Here is a 23,397-nt window from a genome sequence, read left to right as displayed (position 1 = left end):
TAAAATCAGTATTAATAAAAAATTTCAAAATATCGTGCGTTATAATAAGCGATTGACTTGTTCAACGCACCACATTTAGTTAAAGTTGCCAACTTGCGTCCACATAAAGTTTAATCGAGAACGACTCCGTGATTCTAAAACGACTAATTGGCTTGTTTTCGCCAGACCTAGCCATTGATTTAGGTACAGCAAATACACTTATTTATGCGCCAGGACGAGGCATTATATTAAATGAACCGACAGTTGTGGCAATTCGTCACAGCGGTTCACAGAAAATTGTTGCCGCAGTCGGTCTTGATGCCAAACAAATGTTGGGTCGTACCCCTGCAAACATTTCTGCAATTCGCCCAATGAAAGATGGTGTTATCGCTGATTTTGAAGTGACTGAAACCATGCTGAACCAATTTATTGGCAAAGTGCATGAAAAACGTTTATTCCCACCTGCACCGCGTGTAGTGGTGTGTGTACCATGCAAATCTACTTTGGTAGAGCGCCGTGCCATTCGTGAAGCCGTGTTTAATGCGGGCGCACGTGATGTACGTTTAATTGAAGAGCCAATGGCAGCAGCAATTGGTGCAGGTATGCCTGTCGAGCAAGCTTGTGGCTCAATGGTGGTAGATGTTGGTGGTGGCACGACAGAAATCGCGATCATTTCATTACAAGGTTGTGTTTATTCAGATTCATTGCGTATTGGTGGTGATGTATTTGATGAGCAAATCATTAACTACGTGCGTAAGGCACATGGTTGTGTGATTGGTGAAACCACAGCAGAAACCATTAAGAAAGAAGTTGGCATGGCATTGCCAGATGAAGGTGCTAAACCACTGGAAATTGAAGTACGTGGTCGTAACTTGGCAGAAGGTGTGCCACGTGCCATTACTGTAACTTCTGATGAAATTACCCAAGCCATTTCTGATCCGTTACAAAGCATTGTATCGGCAGTAAAATCTGCACTGGAACAAACTCCACCTGAACTTTCTTCCGATATTGCAGAGCGTGGAATTGTGTTAACTGGTGGCGGTGCGCTATTGCGTAACCTAGACAAGCTTTTGGCACAAGAAACTGGCTTGCCTGTGGTAGTCGCTGAAGAACCATTAACTTGCGTTACCCGCGGTGGTGGCAAGGTCTTGGAATTCTTTGATAATCCAAACCACGATATGTTATTTGTTGGCTAATACATAGGATTCGGCGGTGCAAACAAATCTGTTTTCCAGACAACCGCCATCTTTTCGCTCTTTTATAATTGCGGTCATTACTTGCTTGGTCATCCTGTTCTTTAACTGGCGTGTCCCGCATGTAATTCAACCTGCACGTGATGTTTTGTATGCGGCATATAATCCAATTTATGCCCTTGCAAGCTATCCTGTATTGTCGCGAGAATGGCTAAGTCAACAAAGTAAGTCTGAGGCTCAATTGCGTCGTGAAAATACCGCGATGCAGGCAGAGCTATTACAGGCTCAAGTCCGTTTGCAAAAATTGTCTGAACTCTCTGCAGAAAATACCCGCCTGCGTGGTCTACTCGATACGCCTCTAATCATTGATGGACGCATGGAAATTGCTGAAGTAATTGGTACCGATGCCGATCCTTTGCGCCACATTATTGTGATTAACCGTGGTTCACAAAATCAGCTCAAAGTCGGGCAAACCGTTTTGGATGATAAAGGCATTATGGGGCAGATCATTGCTGTGTATCCACACAGTAGCCGTGTCATGTTGCTTTCTGACAAAGAACACTCACTTTCAGTGCGTTTGGAACATACAGGCATGCGAGCCATTGTGTCGGGTACGGGCGATTTAGGGCGTTTGAAAATGGAATATGTACCGACCAGTGCCAATATTCAGGTTGGAGAGAAAGTCTATAGCTCAGGCTTGGGCGAGCATTTCCCTGCAGGATATTTGGTTGGAAGCATTGCCAAAATCAGCCGACATAATTCTGGTGAGTTTGCACAAATTGATGTGATGCCTGCAGCACAATTGGCGGGTGGTCATCATGTGGTGGTGCTGTTCTCAGAATCTTTAGCGAAGGAGCAGCCAAATGCCAATCGCTAAAATTGGACAAACCCGACTCGGACAAAACAAGAATAAAGATCCACTATTTCCGATTATTTTTTCTGTAATTGCTGCATCTGTACTCATGGTGTATCCGCTGTCTTATACAGGCTCGGGTTGGCGACCATTGTTTATGTTGATGGTGACCTTGTTTTGGGTGCTTGGGCAACCAACTTGGTGTGGTATTTGGTTTGCCTTTGGTACAGGCTTGTTTGCAGACTTGCTCCTCGATGCACCTTTGGGCATGAATGCCTTGAGTTTTGTGGTGATTACTTTTGTGGCGCGTTTCCTGACTCGTGAGCGCCGTATTATGACGTTTGCGAATTTATGGGTCATTAGTGTAATCGCAATTTTGGCTCACCTCGCCCTGATTTGGGTGATGCAAGTCATGGGTGGGATTCAGTTCCCATTTGCCCGTCATTGGCAACCTTTGCTGAGTAGTATTTTGCTCTGGCCTGTGCTGTATTATTTCTTGCGAAAATGGCGCATTTAATTCTTGCCTCAAGTTCACCGCGCCGTCGGGAACTCCTGCAACAGCTTGGGCTGGAATTTGAAATTTACAGTCCAGACATCGATGAATCTATTTTAGCGAGCGAAGATGTTGCCGTGTATGTTGAGCGGTTGGCATGTGCCAAAGCCGATGCGGTTTTACGGCTATTTCCTGATGCTATTGTGATTGCTGCCGATACCAGTCTAGGCGTAGATGGGCAGATTTTGGGCAAGCCAGAATCCAAAGCACATGCCTTTGCCATTTGGTCACAACTTTCTGGTCGAAAACATGATGTTTTTTCAGGGGTTTGTGTGCGTACAAAACAGAAAAAATCCAGTATAGTGGTACGTACACAGGTTGAATTTCAATCGCTTAGCCTAGATGATATGGAACGCTACTGGGCAACAGGTGAGCCGATTGGAAAAGCGGGTGCTTATGCGATTCAGGGCATCGCAGCACGTTATATTCCGCGTATTGAGGGCAGTTATAGCAATGTTGTCGGCCTGCCACTCTATGAAACCGTACAGTTATTACAGACAGTTAAGGCACTAAATTAACTGCTGCACAAAAATTTTTATAATGTTTTGAGTTTTATTATGTCTGACGAGTTGTTGATTAACGTCACACCGATGGAGTGTCGGGTGGCGTTAATTCAAAACGGCACGGTCAATGAACTATTCGTTGAGCGTACAGCCAAGCGTGGTTTGGTGGGCAATATTTATAAAGGCAAAGTGGTGCGCGTGCTGCCAGGCATGCAAGCCGCTTTTGTCGATATTGGTTTATCGCGTACTGCTTTTTTGCATATCAATGACATGATTTGGCCGCGCAGCCAACCTACACCGAATGTCTTTGAATTATTGCAGCCTGGGCAAATTCTAACCGTGCAAGTGATGAAAGATATGCTCGGTACTAAAGGCGCACGACTGAGCACTGATCTTTCCATTCCTTCGCGTTATTTGGTTCTAATGCCGTATGGCAGTCATATTGGCGTATCACAACGCATTGAATCGAGTGAAGAACGTGAGCGTCTACGCGGGATCATTGAAACCATTCAGGCTGAGCATAAATTACCAGGCTCAGTGATTGTACGCACAGCAGCCGAAGGCGTCGATGAAGCGGCCTTAGTGCAAGATATGTGTTACTTGGCAAAATTGTGGGAATACATTCAGCGTAAACAAAAAAGCATTGCTGTGCCTTCTTTGATTTTTGAAGAGTTGCCGTTACCGCAACGCGTAATTCGTGATTTGGCGAATGATAACACCGCCAAAATTTATGTCGATTCTCGTGAAATTCACGCCAAATTAAAAGAATTTGTGGATGAGTTTGTGCCCAATATGCACAATCGCCTGATTCATTACCCAGGCGAGCGCCCACTGTTCGATTTATACAATGTCGAAGAAGATATTCAAAAAGCGTTGCAAACCCGTGTGGCATTAAAGTCAGGCGGTTATCTGATGATTGATCAGACCGAAGCCATGACCACCATTGATGTGAATACGGGTTCTTATGTCGGTGGTCGGACTTTAGAAGACACTGTTTTTAAAACCAATATGGAAGCGACACAGGTCATTGCCCGCCAGTTACGTTTGCGTAATTTGGGTGGCATCATCATTATCGACTTCATTGATATGCAAGAAGTACAGCATCGTGATGAAGTCTTGAGTCAGTTTGAGCGTATGCTTGAGCGAGATCATGCCAAGACCAAAATTACCCAAGTGTCTGAACTGGGCTTGGTCGAGATGACCCGTAAACGCACCCGTGAATCATTAGAACATTTACTTTGTGAAGCCTGTCCAACTTGTCAGGGGCGGGGATATGTCAAAACAGCAGAGTCAGTGTGTTACGAAATTTTTCGAGAAATTTTAAGATATGCACGCGCATTTGAATCACAACGTGGCTTTACTGTCGTTGCACACCCATCGGTGATTGACCGATTGTTAACTGCCGAAGCGCCAGCAGTGGCGGATTTAGAGCACTTTGTCAGCCGTGTGATTAAATTTCAGGTGGAAAATTTATATACGCAAGAGCAATACGATATCATTCTGAGCTGAAATTGTAACAGGATATCGCTAAACAGTTGTTACATCTGAAATTTTACTTTTTTGAGTGAATTCTCAATACTAAGCATACAGAGTAGCCAAAGCCGAACATCTCCCTCGGTTTAGCAAATGAGGTATGTCATGGGTATGAGTAAAGTTGTGATTCAAAAGAGTTTAAAAGTATTAGATCGTAAAGTGACACATAACGGTTATATTGTGGATGAGCAAGGTAAAGAAACTCAAATTACCACTGCAATGGTTAGCGCAGTTTGTCAGCAATTATTAAAACAGTGTCGTACTATTCAAAAATAAGGGGCAGCAATTGCCCCTTAATTGATTCTATTGAATTATTTTTCTGATGGATTGACGTATCAATCCACGATTTTATTGACCCCTTCAGGCGCATCAATAATCTGTTCAAAGCGCTGAATTTCATCTTCTAAGTGTTGCAATAAGTTTTGCATTTTCGGTAAGGCATGACGACAAGCAGTTAAACCAACTTCTAATTTGTCTAAATAGCTGGTCATGGTAATGTTTAAAGCTTGTCCATCTAACACGATTGAAGCAGGGTATAGTGCATCTAGCTTTGCACCATTCCAATACAAAGGTTCACGTGGGCCAGGTACATTGGAAATCACCAAGTTAAAGGCCTGACGCTTTGGCATAATGCCTGACAAAATATTTAAACCAGCAGCGCCGTAAACAAAAGCACTATAGTTCATAATTTGATTGGCATTCATGCGCTTAAAACGCTGCTTGGCATTTTGTACACTGCGGCGCACAATTTTTAAACGTTCAAGCGGATCTTCTTTGTGCGTACCTAAGTTGGCTAAAATCATGGTGATTCGATTGGATACTTCAGAATCGTCATCACGAATAGAGGCAGGCACCATTGCAATAAGAGGTTTTTTAGGTAATGCATATTGGCTGAGTAAGTACTCACGCAATGCGCCTGAGCAAATTGCCAGCACCACATCATTAATGGTTACGCCTAAAGCTTTGGCAATACGGTGCAAACGTGCAAACTCAAAAGATTGAGCGGCAAAACGACGTGAGGCGCTCACACGTTGGTTTAAGATGGTGCTTGGTGCTTGGAAGCTGGAGACATAATCAGGATTACGTCCCATATCTTTGGCAACAGTTTGTGATACTTCATAAACTGCGCGAGGGGTTGCTTCAAACTGACCTTTAACCCCACCAAAAATTTTCTTTAAACGGCTGACTTTCGGTTCTTTCAGGCGTTTAGCACGCGGACCTTCCACACACCAAGGCGGTACAATTCTTTTTGCATTTTCGTCGTGCGAAAGGGATTTTTCCACCAAACGCATGCCAGCAATACCATCTACCATGGCATGATGAATTTTAAAGAACATTGCAAAACGATTATCTTCAATGCCTTCAATAATATGGCAAGTCCATAAAGGTTTGGCACGATCAATCAGTGAACTGTGTTCTTGTGAAATATACGTTAATAATTCACGAATGCGACCTGGTTTTGGCAAGGCAATATGACGGAAGTGATGATCGAGATCGAACTCTTCATCTTCATCCCAAAATAGACCATTGAGCTTATTGTTAAATGGTGCAATAGGCATCGACTTTGAATTGCGAATATCGGCAACCAAGTCTTGAATAAAAGTGTCTGGCGCATGTTCTGGAATTTGGAATAAGAATAATCCACCCACATGCATGGGCTGTTGACGTTTTTCGAGTGATAGGAAAATAAAATCAATAGGGTGTAATGGACGCATATTGTGGATTGCCTCACTGCAATTTCTACGCTTGTTCTTATCTGAACAAGGTTTTTAGAGTTATATAAGATTTAATTCAGTATATCTTTTTTATCAAACAAATATAGTGATTTTTGCGCCATCGCAAGTCAATAAAAATCACAGTAAAACTGTGATTTTTATTGTAGTAACAGATTTGTTATTTTAAATTTCCAGCATGTAGACCGCATTCTTTGTGCGTTGCTTCTTCCCACCACCAACGACCTTCGCGTTCATGTTGATTTGGCAACACAGGGCGGGTGCAAGGTTCACAGCCAATTGAAATAAAACCTTCTTCATGCAAACGATTGTATGGAATTTCCATCATGCGAATGTAATTCCATACGTCACTGCTTGACCAGTTTGCCAGTGGATTGTATTTGATTAATTGCTTGTTAGGGCCTGAAAATCCTGCATCTGCTTGTACGACAGGAATATCTTGGCGTGTACCCGGACTTTGGTCTTTACGTTGTCCTGTAATCCAGCCGTCTAGTGTTGCCAGTTTTTTACGTAAAGGCTGAACTTTACGAATCCCACAACATTCCTGATGACCATCTTCAAAAAAGCTAAATAAGCCTTTTTCTTGTACCAACTGTTGCACTGCTTCGGTTTCAGGAAAGCAAATTTCGATCTCAATATTATAATATTTGCGTACAGTTTCTAAAAATTGATAGGTTTCAGGATGCAAACGTCCTGTATCTAAACTAAATACACGAAATGGCAAACCTAAATTGGATGCCATATCAATCAGCACCACATCCTCTGCACCTGAAAATGAAATCGCGACTTCGCCTTGCTGACTTAAGGCAAGTTTTAAAATGTCGCTCGGTGATTTATCGGCATATTCAGTCGCGAGTGCATCAACAATATCTATGGTGGGAATGGTGTGCATAAGTCTTCCTGCAGTCGGCTTGAGGGCTAATCTTTGTTCTTGAGCGGATTATTTTAATGGAATTCCTAAAAAGGTCTTATCACTAAAAAATAAATGCTTATGAATGAAATAGATTTAAAAAAGAACAAGGCAAATAGCAAATCTTCGGCTATGATAGGGAAAAACTTTTACAGGTATTTTGGGAGAACCCATGGAAATCGTATGTCTTGATCTTGAAGGTGTGTTAGTTCCAGAAATTTGGATTAACTTTGCTAAAAAAACTGGCATTAAAGAACTTGAAGCAACTACACGTGATATTCCTGACTACGATGTGTTGATGACTCAGCGTTTAAATATTCTGAAACAGCATGGCTTGGGTTTGAATGATATTCAAGCGGTGATTGCGGATATGGGGCCATTCCCTGGCGCGAAAGAGTTTGTCGAGTGGGTGAGCACACACTTCCAATTGATTATTCTTTCAGATACGTTCTATGAATTTGCACATCCGTTGATGAAGCAATTGGGTTGGCCAACAATTTTCTGCCACAAGTTAGAATCAGATGAAAATGGCATGATTACCGCTTATAAATTGCGTCAACCAGACCAAAAACGTCAAGCTGTTAAAGCCTTACACGGTTTAAATTTCCGTGTAATTGCTGCAGGTGATTCATATAACGACACCACGATGCTAGGTGAAGCGGACAAAGGTTTCTTATTTGATGCACCTGAAAATGTGATTGCAGAATTCCCACAATTCCCTGCAATTTATGGTTATGAAGCATTAAAAGAAGCAATTCGTGGTGCTTCGGTACGTGATATTCCAGCTTAATTCCGAAGCTGAATACAATAAAGGGCATCATTTGATGCCCTTTGTTTTTATGCGATATTAACAGTGCATTGATTTAGAAGCGGTAGCCGATTTTTAGACCATAACCCAAAGCATAGTTGTCTTCAAATTCACCAACGTCTGTTGTACCCGTACGTGCAGTGGCATCACCCAACCAGAAGTATTTTACGCCAGCTTGAATAAAATAATTTTCCGCAGGGCTATATTGACCACCTAAACCTACGCTCCAGAAGCCTTCAACAGGGCCTAAAGTAGTTACAGGGTTACCTGCACCAGAGTCATAACCTACAGAAGCAGAACCAGACCAATGACTATTAAACTTGCGACCCACGCCTACGGTTGCAGACCATTGATCATCTGAATAGTCGATGAGGTTTTGGCGCTGTGCTGTAGGTTTTTGGATAATGGATAAATCCCCTAATAGTGAGGGTTTAACAGCAAATTGATCCCAATGTACCCAGCGAATATTGGCAAAAACTAAAGTATTCGCTGCAATACCTGTTTGAAAATCTATATTTACAGATTGTGGTGTTGTTGCATTTAGTTTTTCTAAGCGTGTTTCTTCAATTCCATTTGGTAAGTGGGGGAGGTAACCCGCAGGAATTTTTATATCCGATGTTTCTACTGAGTTAGCATTGTGCTTAATTTCAGAACGATAGGTAACAGCAGTCTTTAATGCAATTTCTGGAATTTGATAAGCAAAACCAGCAAGCCAACCCCAAGCTTCTTCCTTTTTAACCTCAATGTTGTAACCAGTATTACCATACGCTTGACCACGTAAATTAATATCTGCTTCTACTGTCTGCCAAACTGGTCCAGCGTAGAAATTCCAGTTTTCTGTAGGTTGGTAACCAATTAAAGCGGTAAGATTGTGTGTTTCAACTTCAACTTTTGTGCCTTCAATTCCATTAGTAAACATGCTCTGTTCTAGGCTATACATCGCATCTGCACCAAATGGCTGGTCATATAAAAGACCTAAAGAAATTTGTTCAGTCGCTTGTACTTTAATTGCAGCAGAAGGGAAGTAATAGTCTTCAGCCATATCGCTGACGTTATTTTTTATAAGATCTTTTCCTTTAACTGTTGGATCTAAAATTGAAATACCTGCTTCTGCATAATTGCCTGATTGTAAAAATGCAGCAATAGATTGACCAGAACGGTCTAAACCAGCAGCAAGCGCAGGTGTAAGTGGGAGAGTGCTAAGTAAAATAGCCGAATAGATTTTATTGAGCTTCATGGTCGTTCCCTGATGCTTTATGTAACAAAAAGTGCAGGAAAAGTAACATATTTAAAAAAAGAGTAAATGCTCAACTTCGTAGAATAAATGAACTGAATAAGTTATAAATTGTACTTGATTAGAGTAAATGTACTATTAATTAATTTTAAATAATTGAATTTTATTGAATAATTTTTTGGATGGATGTTCGGGTAAGTATAAGTTTGATTGTTTTAAATTTGAACATTTGGTTAACACTCGTATAAAAACTGGGAGTTTTAGTTGAAAAAAAAGCCACCCTGAAGGATGGCTCCTTTGAAAAGCACAATAGATTAGAAGCGGTAACCCATTTTTAAACCGTAGCCAATCGCATGGTTATCTGTGAATTCACCAACATTCGGGTTAGCAACTGTTAAAGCGGTTGCATCACCTAACCAGAAGTATTTAACACCACCCGCAATAAAGTAGTTTGGTGCAGGTGAGTATTGAACACCTAGACCTACATTCCAGTAGCCTTCAGTTGGACCAAGAGTCGTTACAGGATTGTCGACACCAGAGTCCCAACCTACAGAGACATTACCTGCCCATTTATCGTTCAGTTTACGGCCAACACCAACAGTAGCTGACCATTGCTCTTCGTTATATTCAACAAGGTTGCCACCTTTTAAGCTTGCTAGCTTAGGTTTTAATGGAGCAGGTACGAGTGGTGAAGCAGATGCCGTTGCTAAACCATCTAGAGTTTTACCAAAAGCAGGTGGGCGAATACTGAAGTCAGACCAATCTACCCAACGGACATTTGCGAAAGCAACGGTATCTGCCATAATACCTGTTTGAAAATCTAAATTAACAGACTGTGGAGTTGTTACTTTGGTATTTCCTGTTGGTGTAAGTGGCATTGCAGGAGCAAGCACCGTTGGACCAAGGCCAATTTGAGGTGTTGCTTCTGTAGTTGCTAACTCATGCTTAACTTCAGAGCGATAGGTCAAAGAGGCTTTAAGTGCAATTTCTGGAATTTGGAAAGCTAGACCTGCTAACCAACCAATTTCGCTGTCTTTTTTCATGGATACATCGTAACCCTGTAATAGACTATATGCATCACCACGTAATGCAGCATTACCTTTTGCAGTTTGATATACAGGACCTGCGTAGATATTCCAGTTTTCAGTTGGTTGGAAACCAAATAAGAAGCTTAGATTTTCAGTCGTTACTTCCGCACGAGTACCGTCACTTCCTGTCGGATTAAATGCTGCTGATTGAGCAGTATATTCAGCTTCTGCACCGAATGGTTGATCGTAAATTATACCGAAAGAAAATTGATCGGTGACTTGTAGTTTTAAGGCAGCGTGAGGGAAGTAATAATCACTTGCCATATCACCTGTTGCGTGTGATGGAATTTGCTGCCCCGTAAGTGTGGTCATAGCTGTAGTTTTACCAGATACATCTGGGTCTAATACAGAAATACCTGCTTCAAAGTAGTTACCCGGTTGTAAGAACGCAGCGATGGATTGACCAGAACGATCCATACCTGCAGCAAAAGCACCTGTCATTGGTACAGTTGCTAAAATCATTGCTGTGCTTAGTGCTTTTAATTTCATTATACATTTCCCTTGGGCTATAAAGTCTTTTATGACAGTTTTTGTTGATGCTTTAAGCTTTAATCTAGGATGATTTCGGCTTGTATTCACCGAGACCATTTGTTACTCCATGTGACAAAAATATCACAATTAAAATAAGAGTAAATGCTCTAGAAAAAACTATTCAGTATAAAAATTAAACCAAATAGAGTATTTGTTCTAATTGGTATGGGTTTTTGGCTTATTAGTGATTGAAATTAAAGAATAAAATTTAAAAATCAATCTCTTGTTTAAATGTTTTTAATTGGTTAAAAAAAATACTTTTTATCAAAACTCATTTTGTTGCAAGGCATATCTTGCAACAAAATGGGGTGCATTAACGTGTGGTTTTTCCAAGCTTTGCCAAAAGAATGACAGGAATCAGCCCAACCAATACAATTAGTAAAGCTGCTACTGCGCCATCTTCATAAGTGCCCCTAGAGGCTTCTGCATATAGCTGGGTAGCGAGTGTTTCCATATTTAAAGGACGGAGCAACAAAGTGGCAGGCAGCTCTTTCATGCAATCTACAAAAATTAATAAAGCTGCAGAAATAATAGCAGGGCGTAATAATGGTAGGTGTACACGCCACAACAGTGCGAAGTTGTTTTGCCCTAAATTGCGTGCAGCATCATCAAAAACACCATGAATACGGTTATAGCCTGACTCAATGCCACCTACTGAAATAGCTAAAAAACGCACTGCATAAGCATAAATAAGGGTAAAACTGGTACCGAGAAATAATAAACCTGTGTGTATCCCTAATTTAAATTCTAAAAAGTCGGCAATGGCATGATCAATTTTTCCCAAAGCCAACATGAGACCAATGGCTAAAACAGTTCCTGGAATGGCATAACCTAAACTGGCAATACGGCTAAACCAGTGGTGTTTGCTAAAACGTGCCGCACTGACAATAAAGAAACCAATCAAAATAGTTACCACAGTTGCAAGACTGGCAAGGATTAGTGTGTTGATTGAGGCTTGTAATAGGAAATCTGAAAAGCCCGCATATTGAATGCGTTTATAGGATTCGACCAATAAATGACTGGTGGGAATTAAAAAGCCAATACAAACAGGAATTAAACCTAAACCCAATAATACAAGTGCTTTAGTACCTTTGACCGATTGTGCAGGCATTAAACGGCTGCGTTGTGCAGAGTTCATATAGCGCTGTTTACGTCGACCTAAACGCTCTACTAACACCAATAAAGTAATAATCATCAACATGAAAATGGCAATTTGTGCGGCACTGGCTAAATCGGACTGATTGGTCCAGGTTGAATAAATCGACAAAGTTAAGGTTTTAATGCCTAAAAATTCTGTTGCACCAATATCATTAATGGTTTCCATTAAAACCAGACTAGTACCCACAGCAATTGCAGGACGTGCCAGTGGAATTGCAACACGTAAAAACACTTGATCGGGTTTTAATCCTAATGTACGTGCAACCTCAATTAAACTGGCCGATTGCATCAGAAACATTGCACGGGTGCTTAAATACACATACGGATACAGTACAAAGCTAAGCAAGAAGATGCCGCCCCAAACGCTACGAATATTAGGAAACCAAAACTGTTGTAATTCTAAATTAAACCAATCACGCAGAATGCTTTGCACAGGACCAATAGGATGCAAAATGTCGATATAACTATACGCAATAATATAAGTTGGTACGGCTAAAGGCAGCAGTAAGGCCCAATCTAAAAATGCACGACCTCGGAATTGATACGCTGTTACAATCCATGCGCTGCCTGTACCAATCAGGATGGTGAGAATTCCCACACCCAACAATAAAATCCCTGTTTCTGCCAACGTGTGTGGAATTACATAACGCAGCAGATGCCCCCAAATTTCACTATCACCTTGTAATGCTGTCCAAATTAAAGCGACCACAGGTAAACAGGCGAGTAGTGTCAATAACCCACTGAGCGAAAATAAAAAATTAAATTTATTTTTAAGCATTGCGATAGAGGTACTAAATAAGGGGGAGGGAGCAGCAGAGCATCTTACAGTGCAAAGCGCTGCACTGTAAGACAAAAGCAGGAAATTTTAGCGGTTAAACTGGACTTTATCGACCAATAAGTTGGCGGCTTTACGGTGACGTGCAATATCGCTTAAGCGAATCGAGTCGATATTGAGTTTACCGAAGCTGGCAATAATAGGGTCAATTTTTACCCCAGGTTTGACTGGGTATTCAAAGCCGTTTTGTGCGTAAATGGCTTGCGCGTGATCTGAAGCTAAAAACTCGAGCAACTGTACGGCTTCTTTACGGTTTGGTGCATGTTTAGAAACCACTGCACCCGATACGTTGACATGCGTTCCACCATTTTTAAAGCGTGGTAACACAACATTAATCGCATTGCCCCAGCGTTTTTGTTCCGCGTCACCTGTACGCATCGTGCCGACATAATAGGTGTTGGCAACGCCAATATCACAAATTTTACCTAAAATATCACGCGCCACATCTCGGTCACCACCACTTGCTGGGCGTGCTAAATTGGCTTTCACGCCACGCAACCAAGTTTCGGCTTGTTTTTCACCATGATGGGCAATATACGCTGCAATTAAAGCAGTGTTATATGGATGGTTGCCTGAACGAATACAGATTTTATTTTTCCATTTTGGATTGGCTAAATCTTCATAAGTAATCGCATTAAGCGGTGTACGGTCTTTAGAGGCGTAGACTGCACGTGCACGCATCGACAAAGCATACCAATGACCATTGGCAGCTCGTAAATTGGCAGGAATTGCGCTATTTAAGGTTTTAGAACTTACGCGCTGGGTTAAACCACTTTCTACTAAATCAACCAAATTGCCAAAATCTACAGTCAGCATCACATCGGCAGGAGAACGACGACCTTCTGCTTTTACACGTTCCAATAAACCATCTTTAATAAAAACCGTATTGACTTTTACCCCAGTTTTTTGGGTAAATTCGGTTAATAAGGTTTGAATCAGCACAGGTTCGCGCGTGGTGTATAAATTGACTTCCGCTGCTTGTGCGACACTTGCACCAAATGCAAGTAAACCTGTAACAAGCAATGATAAATTAGACAGTGGTTTCATGCAGTATTCCTAATTAAAAATTTAAACCTGAACAGCAGCTTGAGTAGAAGATGAAGCAGTGGGTGATTGTTCATCAGACGCCAAGAAATAACAGCTGTTTAAATCGACAGAAACATAGACCTGATCAGTAGGTTGAATATCTTGAAGGTGGTTCACTTGTGCTAAAAGCGTGAGATCATGATCGCGTAGTTTTAGATGCAGTTGTTGTGCATGACCCATAAAACTGGATGACACAACGCTTGCGGGCAACGCATTTTCACTTGGTGTTTGGCTGACACGCAAGTGATGCGGACGGAAGCAGCAGACCAGTGAATCTTGAGCGGTGGTATGTTCTGGCAAATCAATCTTGCCAAATACGGTATGAATTTCTTGGTGATCGATTTGCGCTGGGATTTCATTCAATGCGGAAAAATAGCGTGCAGCAAATAACGTTTTAGGCTGTAAATAAAGTTGTTTCGGTGAACCAATTTGAATAATTTGCCCTTGATGCATCAAAATAATTTGATCGGCAATTTGCAATGCTTCTTCTGGGTCATGTGTCACGATAACCGTAGTCGTTGCAGTTTGTTTGAGGAGTTGAATGGTATTTTGACGAATTTGATCACGCAGACGATGATCCAAATTTGAAAAAGGTTCATCCATCAACAAAACTTGCGGTTCTGGTGCTAAGGCACGTGCTAAGGCAACGCGTTGTTGTTCGCCGCCCGAAAGTGTATATGGATAGCTGTCTTGATGATGCAACATGGAAACATGCGCTAAAGCTTGTTTGGCAATGGTTTCCCGCTGCGCTTTGGGAAATTTCTTTAAGCCAAACATAACATTGTCTAACACACTTAAATGTGGGAAAAGTGCATAATCCTGAAACACTAAACCAATATGGCGTGCTTCCGCAGGAATCTGTGCTTGCTCACTCCACAAGGTATTTTGTTCCAGTTGGATTGTGCCGCTGCTTGGTGTTTCCAAGCCTGCAATCAGACGTAGCATTGTGGTTTTGCCGCAGCCTGAATGACCTAATAAACACACAATTTGTCCACTCATCGCTGACCATGTTGCTTGTTGCACTGCAAAACGCGAACCAAACTTTTTACTGAGCTGTTGGATCGTCAAGACATTGGCAGGTTGAGCAGCGTACGCATTCATAGTTTATTCACACGACAAATTTTGTGCTCAAATGATAACTAAGAACTCTTCTCATGTAGAGTCTTTTATCATTTAGAATGTAAATGATGTAGTTTTTGCTACAAAAAGTTGAAATATCAACTGAAAACAATAGGTTGGAATTTAAATTATTTTAAGTGCAGCACTTTATTTATGGGCTATTAAAAGGGGGGCTTAAAAGCAAAAAGTTACTGCCGAAGCAATAACTTTTCAATTTTTAGAAATCTGTACTATGCGTACTATGCAAATTAAGGTTTTTTCGCATTAAGCACTCTAAATAAAATGTACATCAAGACCACCCATACAGGAATCATAATGACTGATTCTTTAAAGCCTTGAGTCCACATAATATAAAGTACCACTGCAATAAACGCTAAAACCAAATAGTTGCTAAATGGTGACCATAGCGCAGGGAACTTAGTTGGAATCGCTAATTTTTTCAGTGTGCTGGTAAATTTAAGGTGAGTCAAACTGATCATCGCCCAGTTTAAAACCAATGCACCAACGACAATATACATGAGGTGGCTTAAAGCTTCTTCGGGTACAAAGTAGTTCAACAATACACAGCCGAAAATTAATACCGCAGAGAATAATACTGCTGGAATTGGCACACCTTGTTTATTCACTTTTAGGAAAATTTTTGGTGCGTTACCTTGTTTGGCCAAACCAAACAGCATACGGCTGTTGGCATACATCCCACTGTTATACACAGAAAGTGCCGCAGTCAAAATCACGAAATTCAGTAAGTGCGCTGCCCATTCAATGCCCATTTGACTAAAAATCATTACGAATGGACTTTTATCTAAACCACCTAAATCTAACTGATTCCAAGGCACTAAAGACAATAGAATGGTGAGTGAACCGATATAGAAAATTAGAATACGGAACACCACTTGGTTAATGGCTTTAGGAATGGTTTTTTCAGGATCTTGCGCTTCTGCGGCAGCCATACCAATCAACTCAATGCCGCCAAAGGCAAACATGAGGAATGCAAGCATGAAGAACAGACCTTCAAAGCCATTCGGGAAGAACCCCCCATGCGCCCAAAGGTTGCTGAATGATGCGGTTGAATTGGCATCTGCAGAAAGTAAGAGATATAAACCAAACACAATCATCGAAACCACAGCAGCGACTTTAATGATTGCTAGCCAGAATTCTGACTCACCATAGAACTTTACATTGCCCAAGTTAATAATGGTAATCACAATGAAAAAGAACAATGCCGAAGTCCAAGCAGGAATATGCGGCCACCAGTAGTTAATATATTTGGCAACTGCGGTGAGTTCTGCCATTGCCACCAAAATATACAAAATCCAGTAGTTCCAACCTGCTAAAAAGCCAGGGAATTTACCTGCATATTTATAGGCAAAGTGACTGAATGATCCTGCAACGGGCTCATGAACAATCATTTCCCCCAATTGGCGCATAATTAAAAATGCAATAAGACCACCAATGGCGTAACCCAAAATAATAGAAGGGCCAGCAGATTGGATGACCTGCGCGGAACCTAAGAATAAGCCTGTACCAATTGCTCCACCCATGGCAATCAATTGAATATGGCGGTTCTTTAAGCCACGCTGAAGTTGTGAAGACTCGTTGTTCAAAGTATTCAGCCCGACAAGGAAAAAGTGACAAGATTGTAATAGATCAAATTTCATTAGCCTAGTAGCTAGACAATAATGAAATAAATTTATGATAAATATTAAAATATTTTATGGTTTTTATTTGTATAAAAGATAAGTGAATCAATATATTAATTTTATTTTTGCCTTATAAATCAAGATGACTGGTTAGGGTAAAATTTACCAAATGTTGTTTTTTTATACTTAAGTCAAGACCGCGATACCTTTTGAATAAAAACCGTTATGATGCAAAAGGGTCTTTTTATATGGCCATAACAATCAAAAAACAAGGGAATAAAATTCATGCGTTTTGCACCACAAGTTAAAATTCCAGCGACTTATATGCGCGGCGGTACTAGTAAAGGCGTATTTTTTAAACTTGATGATTTACCTGCAGCAGCGCAGCTGCCAGGCAAAATTCGAGATCAAATTTTATTGCGCGTCATTGGCAGTCCAGACCCTTATGCCAAGCAAATTGATGGAATGGGCGGTGCAACCTCAAGCACCAGCAAAACGGTAATTTTGGCGAAAAGTACGCAGCCCGATCATGATGTCGATTATCTGTTTGGACAGGTTTCGATTGATCAGCCTTTTGTGGATTGGAGTGGTAACTGCGGTAACTTAACGGCTGCAGTCGGTGCATTTGCGATCAGCAATGGCTTGGTTGATGCCAGTAAAATTCCAGAAAATGGCATTTGTACTGTACGTATCTGGCAGAAAAATATTGAAAAAACCATTATTGCGCATGTACCGATGACCAACGGTCAGGTGCAGGAAACAGGTGATTTTGAGCTGGATGGCGTGACATTCCCAGCAGCAGAAGTGCAAATTGAATTTTTAGACCCTGCCGATGATGGCGAAGAAGGTGGGGCGATGTTCCCAACTGGAAATGTGGTGGACACTTTGCATGTGCCAGATATTGGAACATTCCAAGCGACCTTTATTAATGCGGGTATTCCAACAATTTTCCTAAATGCAGAAGAAATTGGTTATACAGGCACAGAACTGCAAGATGCAATCAATGGTGATGCACAAGCTTTGGCACGTTTTGAAACCATTCGCGCTTATGGTGCTAAACAAATGGGTTTGATTCAGGAAATTGCTGAAGCTGAAAAACGCCAACATACGCCAAAAATTGCCTTTGTTTCTGCGCCAAAAAGTTATGTATCTTCAAGTGGTAAACAAATTCAGGCTGAAGATACCGATTTATTGGTACGTGCATTGTCGATGGGTAAATTACACCATGCCATGATGGGTACAGCAGCAGTCGCGATTGGTACAGCTGCAGCCATTCCGGGAACATTGGTCAACTTGGCTGCGGGCGGGGGAGAGCGTGAAGCAGTGCGCTTTGGACATCCATCAGGTACGCTTCGTGTGGGTGCGCAAGCCGTGCAGGAAAATGGACAATGGCAAGTCAAAAAAGCTGTGATGAGCCGTAGTGCACGTGTATTAATGGAAGGTTGGGTGCGTGTACCTGCGGAAACATTAGAATATGTTTTGTTTGCAGTGCAAGGCGCAGTGAAGGATAGGATAGACGAAGTGTCATAGACTCTAGTTAACTAAATACAGCCTCTATTTCGATAGGGGCTTTCTTATGGCTGAAATGTTATATCAGTTCAGTTAAGGCTTAAAAAACTTTGAATTACAGGTACAATGCTGCAACACAGGCAGCTTACTGCTTATTAGACATGAACCAACCACTCGAGGCGAATGTGTCATCACTTCACGATTTACAGGCGCATGCATTAACCGCAGCCCAACAACGTATTCAGCAAGACTTGCTTACCGCTTTAGAGGCTTTTGCATTGCCAGAACCGTTAAAGTCTGCCGTGCATCATGCCGTCATGTTGGGTGGAAAACGTGTTCGCCCTGCCTTGTGTTATGCCACCGCAGCATTAAGACCGAATCAAAACTCTGCTGCGGTACGCCGTGCTGCAGTTGCGATTGAGCTGATTCATTGCTATTCATTGGCACATGATGACTTGCCGTGTATGGACAATGACTTGTTGCGTCGTGGGCAACCGACGTGCCATGCAGCGTATGGTGAAGATACAGCATTGTTGGCAGGCGACATTTTACAGTCGATGGCATTTGAAATTTTAGGCAGTCGTTTGTTTGATCAGGCTGTTGCAGTAGATCAAGGCATTGTGCTCAAACAGATGCAAATTTTAGCCACCGCTTCTTCAAAAATGGTCTGTGGTCAGGTTTTAGACTTGCAGTCTGAAGGTAAACAGGTAGATCAGGCGACTTTGGAAAATATCCACCGTAATAAAACAGGGGCGTTAATTTCTGCAGCGGTGATGATGGCCGCTGTGACCGTGTTTGATGGACGAGATAAAGCGATTCCGCAATTGCGTGAATATGCGCAGGCGATTGGTTTAGCCTTTCAGGTACAAGACGATATTTTAGATATTATTTCGGATACTGAAGTACTAGGTAAAACTGCAGGGAAAGATGAACAAGTTGAAAAATCGACCTATCCTGCACTCATGGGCTTGGAAAAAGCACAAGCTTATGCACAAGAATTGCACGATCAAGCCTTTGCTGCGTTGGCATATTTTAAAACTGATACCGTCTTAGAGTTACAGCAAATTTCCGAGTTTTTATTGTCACGTAAAAGCTAAATTATTCTAGATGGAGGGCTTGTGGCTCTCAATACTCAAAAGCGAGCAGATGCTCGCTTTTTTGTGCTTTATGAAAGTGTTGGCTGTTTTAAGCAACACACTTTAATGCAGATTCTATACGGCTTTATTCTTGTAGCGTTGCATCAGGTGGTAAAATTGCTTTGCCTTGTTTTAAGCTGTCTAAAGCCTCGCGGTTAAAATCTACCAACAAAGAATTATTTTGTGGATCAATCGCATAACGGCTAATTAATTTTTGATCGCCTTGTAAGGTTTCAAGGCGGTATTCATCTGCAATATTCATAATGCCGTCTAAATTAATGGTGGCAGATGCTTTGTCTTGGCGAAATAACTCGTAAATATCACGCAGGTCAAAAATTGCATTTTGTGCGTCAGGATGTTTTTCAAAATAATTTTGCAAATGACGAATAAATAATTGCGCAAACATAAAGTAATTTGGTTTGTGGGTATAGTCTAAGCTCATGTGTTTACTCCTTATTATTCAAATTTTTAATGCTTACTAGGAATAGCACACTCTGGGTGAAAAATTAAAGAAACTCAGGGTCTAAGTTGCAAAAACTACACAAAATTTTGTGCGGCTTAAACTAAGCTGAAACCTGAAGTTGCGATGATCTCTCTATAAATTTAAAAACTTTGCAACGAACCGCTCAATTGGTGTTTTGGAAAAAATAATCACAACTGACTTATCTATTTGTTAAAGCGATTAAGAGCCCTACGGAGTAGTGGAATTCTAAAATATCAAGTATTTGAATAAAAAATCATCCGAAAGACTAAGACTTATGAACTAGCAAGTGAAATCATAAATCAGGTACAATTGGCGTGATTAATTTTGTGTTTGGTGTATTTGAAGGCCAATACATACATTCTTTGTTAATAAATAGGCCTGCCAGGAGTTATCCCCGCATGAGTGCCATTACTCCATACGAATGGGCAATTATTGCCTTCGTGATCGGCGTTACATTTTTATGCGTCTTTATGCTGACCGTTCCTTTACTCCTTGGGGGTAAATCATGGGGGCGTGCGAAGCAAGAGCAGTTTGAGTCGGGTGTTGTAGGTGCTGGTGGAGCACGTATCCGCTTATCTGCAAAGTTCTATTTGGTTGCAATTTTCTTCGTTGTTTTCGACTTAGAAGCACTTTATCTATACGCATGGGCAGCTTCTGTTCGTGAAGTAGGTTGGGTGGGCTTTGCAACGGCTGCTGTATTTATTTTAGTTTTACTCGTTGGCTTAATTTATGAATTATCAACTGGTGCGCTGAACTGGGCTCCATCTGATAAGCGTAAAGCAGCAGGGATTAAACCTAAAATTGGTTCGCCAAATATGGATCTTGCAGAAATCACACGCTTTAACTCAATTGAAGAATTGGTAACGGACCCTACCGGTCAAATTCCAGCTCAATCCTCTGGTCGTGTAAAAAAATCTGCGACTACCTCATCTGACAAGGAGTAACTCGGGATGAAATATACCTTAACCCGTGCGAATCCCGATGCTGATCAATATCCACTTCAAGAGCGTCAGATCGTAACCGATCCGCTTGAAGAAGAAGTGAATAAAAATGTGTTCATGACTCGTTTAGAGGACTTGGCACATACAGCAGTAAACTGGGGACGTAAGAACTCAGTTTGGCCGTTTAACTTTGGTACATCGTGCTGCTACGTAGAGTATGCAACTACCTTAACAGGTGTGCATGACTTGTCACGTTTTGGTGCAGAAGTTATTCGTGCTTCACCGCGTCAGGCAGACTTGATGATTGTTGCAGGTACGTGTTTTGTGAAAATGGCACCTGTAATTCAACGTTTGTACGAGCAAATGCTTGAGCCTAAGTGGGTAATCTCAATGGGCGCATGTGCAAACTCAGGTGGTATGTACGACATTTATTCAGTTGTGCAAGGTGTGGATAAAATCATTCCTGTGGATGTGTACATTCCGGGTTGCCCACCACGTCCTGAAGCATTAATCCAAGCATTGATGTTATTACAAGACCAAATTCAATTAGAGCGTCGTCCGTTGTCTGCGGTGATTGGTGATGATCTTAAGCCAGTATATAAGCCGAAGATGATGCCAGAACGTGACCGTAAGAATGCGCAGCGTATTGCGGTGAAAAACTTACGCTCTATGGATGAAATTAAATAATTTAAACGTACAAATATTGATGCACCCGACGGGTGTAGTTGTCGTTTAGGTTGACTGAATTTGTATTAAATAGGAAGCCAAGCCAATGGCTGAAACTGACATTGCTATGCCAGAATCAACAGCAGTTGATTCACGCCCAGCATTTGCAATTGTAGAAGAGCTCAAAACCAAATTTGGTGAGAACTTCTATGTGCAAACGACTTTTGAAGATTTTCCAACAGTCTGGGTTGAGCGCGCACGTGTACAAGAAGTTTTAATGTTCTTGCGTACAGTGTCACGTCCATACGTGATGTTGTTCGACTTGTCTGCGGTAGATGAGCGTTTGCGTACTCACCGCGATGGTCTACCTGCGTCTGACTTTACTGTGTTCTATCACTTGTTATCGCTAGAGCGTAACACGGACATTCGTATTAAAGTTGCGTTGAATGAGAGTGATCTCAATATTCCAACAGCAACCAACATTTGGCCAAATGCCAACTGGTACGAGCGTGAAGCTTACGATATGTTTGGTATCAACTTCGAAGGGCATCCAATGCTTCGTCGTATCTTGTTGCCAACATATTGGGAAGGTCATCCGTTACGCAAAGAGTATTCTGCACGTGCAACGGAATATACACCGTATATGCAGAACCAAGCCAAACAAGACTTCGAGCAAGAACACCTTCGCTTTGTGCCTGAAGATTGGGGCTTAAAGCGCGGTAATAAAGACGAAGACTTCATGTTCCTGAACTTGGGTCCTAACCACCCATCTGCGCACGGTGCGTTCCGTGTAATTTTGCAGTTGGATGGTGAAGAAGTGAAAGACTGTGTGCCAGATATCGGCTATCACCACCGTGGTGTGGAAAAGATGGCTGAGCGTCAAACTTGGCATTCATTCATTCCTTATACAGACCGTGTGGACTACTTGGGTGGTTGTGCGCAAAACATGCCGTATGTCATGGGTGTGGAACAACTGGCAGGCATTACTGTGCCAGACCGCGCACAATGTATCCGTGTCATGATGTCGGAATTGTTCCGTATCAATAACCACTTATTGTTCATTGGTACTGCAATTCAGGATGCGGGCGGTATGACCCCTGTATTCTATATGTTCGCAGACCGTCAAAAAATCTACGATGCGATTGAAGCTATTACCGGTTACCGTATGCACCCAGCATGGTTCCGTATCGGTGGTACCGCACACGACTTACCAAACAATTGGCAACACCTGATTCGTGAAATCTTAGAGTGGATGCCAAAACGTATGAACGAATACTACACTGCGGCATTACGCAACTCGGTATTCATGGGTCGTACGCAAGGCGTAGCGCAGTATGATGCGAAATCTGCCTTGGCTTGGGGTGTGACAGGTACTGGTTTACGTGCAACAGGTATCGACTTTGACGTGCGTAAATACCGTCCATACAGTGGTTATGAAAACTATGACTTCGAAGTACCTGTAGAGTACGAAGGCGATGCTTACGCTCGTGTACTGGTTCACTTCCGTGAAATCGAAGAGTCATTGAAAATCATCAAACAATGTCTAGATAACATGCCATCTGGTCCATATAAAGCAGACCATCCATTGGCTGTTCCACCACCAAAAGACAAGACATTACAAGATATTGAAACCCTGATTACGCACTTCTTAAGCGTGTCTTGGGGTCCTGTAATGCCTGCTGGTGAAGCATCTGTAATGGCAGAAGTGGTGAAAGGTGCATCGAATTACTACTTGACTTCAGATAAGTCAACGATGAGTTACCGTACCCGTATTCGTACACCAACTTTCACGCATTTACAGCAAATGCCTTCTGTGATTAACGGCAGTCTGGTATCTGACTTAATCATTTATTTAGCGACCATTGACGTCGTAATGGCAGACGTGGATCGCTAAGGGGTAAACGC

21 protein-coding genes are annotated in these 23,397 nt (G+C 41.8%); 12 read left to right on the top strand and 9 right to left on the bottom strand.

All coding sequences use genetic code 11. The features are described 5' to 3' along the window. Window positions 1-128: 128 nt before the first annotated feature. From FTU39_RS02605 to FTU39_RS02580, 6 genes are all read left to right on the top strand, one after another. On the top strand, window positions 129-1,175 hold the full coding sequence (locus FTU39_RS02605; RefSeq protein ID WP_004975408.1) for a rod shape-determining protein: 1,047 nt from the start codon (window positions 129-131) through the stop codon (window positions 1,173-1,175). A 16-nt stretch (window positions 1,176-1,191) separates the two neighbouring features. After that, the gene (gene mreC / locus FTU39_RS02600) at window positions 1,192-2,049 is read left to right on the top strand and encodes a rod shape-determining protein MreC (RefSeq protein ID WP_167846190.1); all 858 of its coding nucleotides are present in this window, start codon (window positions 1,192-1,194) and stop codon (window positions 2,047-2,049) included. Beyond that, window positions 2,036-2,542, top strand: a complete 507-nt coding sequence (gene mreD / locus FTU39_RS02595) for a rod shape-determining protein MreD (protein ID WP_154320436.1) — start codon at window positions 2,036-2,038, stop codon at window positions 2,540-2,542. The genes mreC and mreD overlap by 14 nt, the downstream gene beginning before the upstream one ends. After that, window positions 2,530-3,096 carry a Maf-like protein gene (locus FTU39_RS02590; RefSeq protein WP_180051681.1) on the top strand — a complete coding sequence of 189 codons (567 nt, stop codon included), beginning with the start codon at window positions 2,530-2,532 and terminating at the stop codon, window positions 3,094-3,096. The genes mreD and FTU39_RS02590 overlap by 13 nt, the downstream gene beginning before the upstream one ends. A 39-nt stretch (window positions 3,097-3,135) precedes the next feature. After that, window positions 3,136-4,590 carry a ribonuclease G gene (rng, locus tag FTU39_RS02585; RefSeq protein WP_104852376.1) on the top strand — a complete coding sequence of 485 codons (1,455 nt, stop codon included), beginning with the start codon at window positions 3,136-3,138 and terminating at the stop codon, window positions 4,588-4,590. A 129-nt stretch (window positions 4,591-4,719) separates the two neighbouring features. After that, window positions 4,720-4,890, top strand: a complete 171-nt coding sequence (locus tag FTU39_RS02580; protein WP_004975418.1) for a PA1571 family protein — start codon at window positions 4,720-4,722, stop codon at window positions 4,888-4,890. A gap of 59 nt (window positions 4,891-4,949) precedes the next feature. Here the strand turns inward: FTU39_RS02580 and FTU39_RS02575 are convergent, their stop codons facing one another. Then, on the bottom strand, window positions 4,950-6,329 hold the full coding sequence (locus FTU39_RS02575) for a wax ester/triacylglycerol synthase family O-acyltransferase (protein WP_179994820.1): 1,380 nt from the start codon (window positions 6,327-6,329) through the stop codon (window positions 4,950-4,952). 178 nt (window positions 6,330-6,507) lie between these two features. Further along, window positions 6,508-7,239 (bottom strand): phosphoadenylyl-sulfate reductase, encoded by a 732-nt coding sequence (locus FTU39_RS02570; protein WP_180051680.1) that lies wholly within the window; start codon window positions 7,237-7,239, stop codon window positions 6,508-6,510. 190 nt (window positions 7,240-7,429) lie between these two features. Between FTU39_RS02570 and thrH the strand changes: the two genes are divergently transcribed. Then, entirely contained in the window at window positions 7,430-8,047 is a 618-nt protein-coding gene (thrH, locus tag FTU39_RS02565) for a bifunctional phosphoserine phosphatase/homoserine phosphotransferase ThrH (RefSeq protein WP_180051679.1), read from the top strand. A 73-nt stretch (window positions 8,048-8,120) separates the two neighbouring features. Here the strand turns inward: thrH and FTU39_RS02560 are convergent, their stop codons facing one another. From FTU39_RS02560 to FTU39_RS02535, 6 genes are all read right to left on the bottom strand, one after another. Continuing rightward, window positions 8,121-9,302 (bottom strand): OmpP1/FadL family transporter, encoded by a 1,182-nt coding sequence (locus FTU39_RS02560; protein ID WP_180051678.1) that lies wholly within the window; start codon window positions 9,300-9,302, stop codon window positions 8,121-8,123. 311 nt (window positions 9,303-9,613) lie between these two features. Beyond that, window positions 9,614-10,849, bottom strand: coding sequence for an OmpP1/FadL family transporter (locus FTU39_RS02555; RefSeq protein WP_373686604.1), 1,236 nt, complete (start codon window positions 10,847-10,849; stop codon window positions 9,614-9,616). Between the two features lie 382 nt (window positions 10,850-11,231). Further along, window positions 11,232-12,854: an iron ABC transporter permease gene (locus tag FTU39_RS02550; RefSeq protein WP_180051676.1), complete on the bottom strand. Its 1,623-nt coding sequence runs from the start codon at window positions 12,852-12,854 to the stop codon at window positions 11,232-11,234. A gap of 87 nt (window positions 12,855-12,941) precedes the next feature. Further along, entirely contained in the window at window positions 12,942-13,958 is a 1,017-nt protein-coding gene (locus FTU39_RS02545; RefSeq protein ID WP_136143844.1) for an extracellular solute-binding protein, read from the bottom strand. A gap of 21 nt (window positions 13,959-13,979) precedes the next feature. After that, window positions 13,980-15,098: an ABC transporter ATP-binding protein gene (locus FTU39_RS02540; RefSeq protein ID WP_180051675.1), complete on the bottom strand. Its 1,119-nt coding sequence runs from the start codon at window positions 15,096-15,098 to the stop codon at window positions 13,980-13,982. Window positions 15,099-15,364: 266 nt separating this feature from the next. Continuing rightward, window positions 15,365-16,720 (bottom strand): amino acid permease, encoded by a 1,356-nt coding sequence (locus tag FTU39_RS02535; RefSeq protein WP_171287414.1) that lies wholly within the window; start codon window positions 16,718-16,720, stop codon window positions 15,365-15,367. Between the two features lie 321 nt (window positions 16,721-17,041). On the opposite strand from FTU39_RS02535, the gene prpF reads away from it, so the two are divergent. Next, window positions 17,042-18,286 carry a 2-methylaconitate cis-trans isomerase PrpF gene (gene prpF / locus FTU39_RS02530; protein WP_180051674.1) on the top strand — a complete coding sequence of 415 codons (1,245 nt, stop codon included), beginning with the start codon at window positions 17,042-17,044 and terminating at the stop codon, window positions 18,284-18,286. Window positions 18,287-18,426: 140 nt separating this feature from the next. After that, the gene (locus FTU39_RS02525; protein WP_178866902.1) at window positions 18,427-19,362 is read left to right on the top strand and encodes a polyprenyl synthetase family protein; all 936 of its coding nucleotides are present in this window, start codon (window positions 18,427-18,429) and stop codon (window positions 19,360-19,362) included. Between the two features lie 124 nt (window positions 19,363-19,486). Here the strand turns inward: FTU39_RS02525 and FTU39_RS02520 are convergent, their stop codons facing one another. Then, entirely contained in the window at window positions 19,487-19,843 is a 357-nt protein-coding gene (locus tag FTU39_RS02520) for a hypothetical protein (protein WP_096901797.1), read from the bottom strand. Between the two features lie 440 nt (window positions 19,844-20,283). Between FTU39_RS02520 and ndhC the strand changes: the two genes are divergently transcribed. The 3 genes from ndhC to nuoC all read left to right on the top strand — a co-directional run bounded on the left by ndhC (window position 20,284) and on the right by nuoC (window position 23,386). Further along, window positions 20,284-20,829 carry an NADH-quinone oxidoreductase subunit A gene (gene ndhC, locus FTU39_RS02515; RefSeq protein ID WP_004975445.1) on the top strand — a complete coding sequence of 182 codons (546 nt, stop codon included), beginning with the start codon at window positions 20,284-20,286 and terminating at the stop codon, window positions 20,827-20,829. A gap of 6 nt (window positions 20,830-20,835) precedes the next feature. Further along, window positions 20,836-21,513, top strand: a complete 678-nt coding sequence (locus FTU39_RS02510) for an NADH-quinone oxidoreductase subunit B family protein (protein ID WP_004975447.1) — start codon at window positions 20,836-20,838, stop codon at window positions 21,511-21,513. Window positions 21,514-21,598: 85 nt separating this feature from the next. Then, window positions 21,599-23,386 carry an NADH-quinone oxidoreductase subunit C/D gene (gene nuoC, locus FTU39_RS02505; protein WP_004975450.1) on the top strand — a complete coding sequence of 596 codons (1,788 nt, stop codon included), beginning with the start codon at window positions 21,599-21,601 and terminating at the stop codon, window positions 23,384-23,386. Window positions 23,387-23,397 lie beyond the last annotated feature (11 nt).

The sequence above is a fragment of the Acinetobacter sp. YH12099 genome (assembly GCF_013419195.1).
Taxonomy (GTDB): Bacteria; Pseudomonadota; Gammaproteobacteria; order Pseudomonadales; family Moraxellaceae; genus Acinetobacter; species Acinetobacter towneri.
The sequence above is the reverse complement of the archived record's forward strand: the minus strand, read 5'-3'. Positions and strand labels throughout refer to the sequence as shown.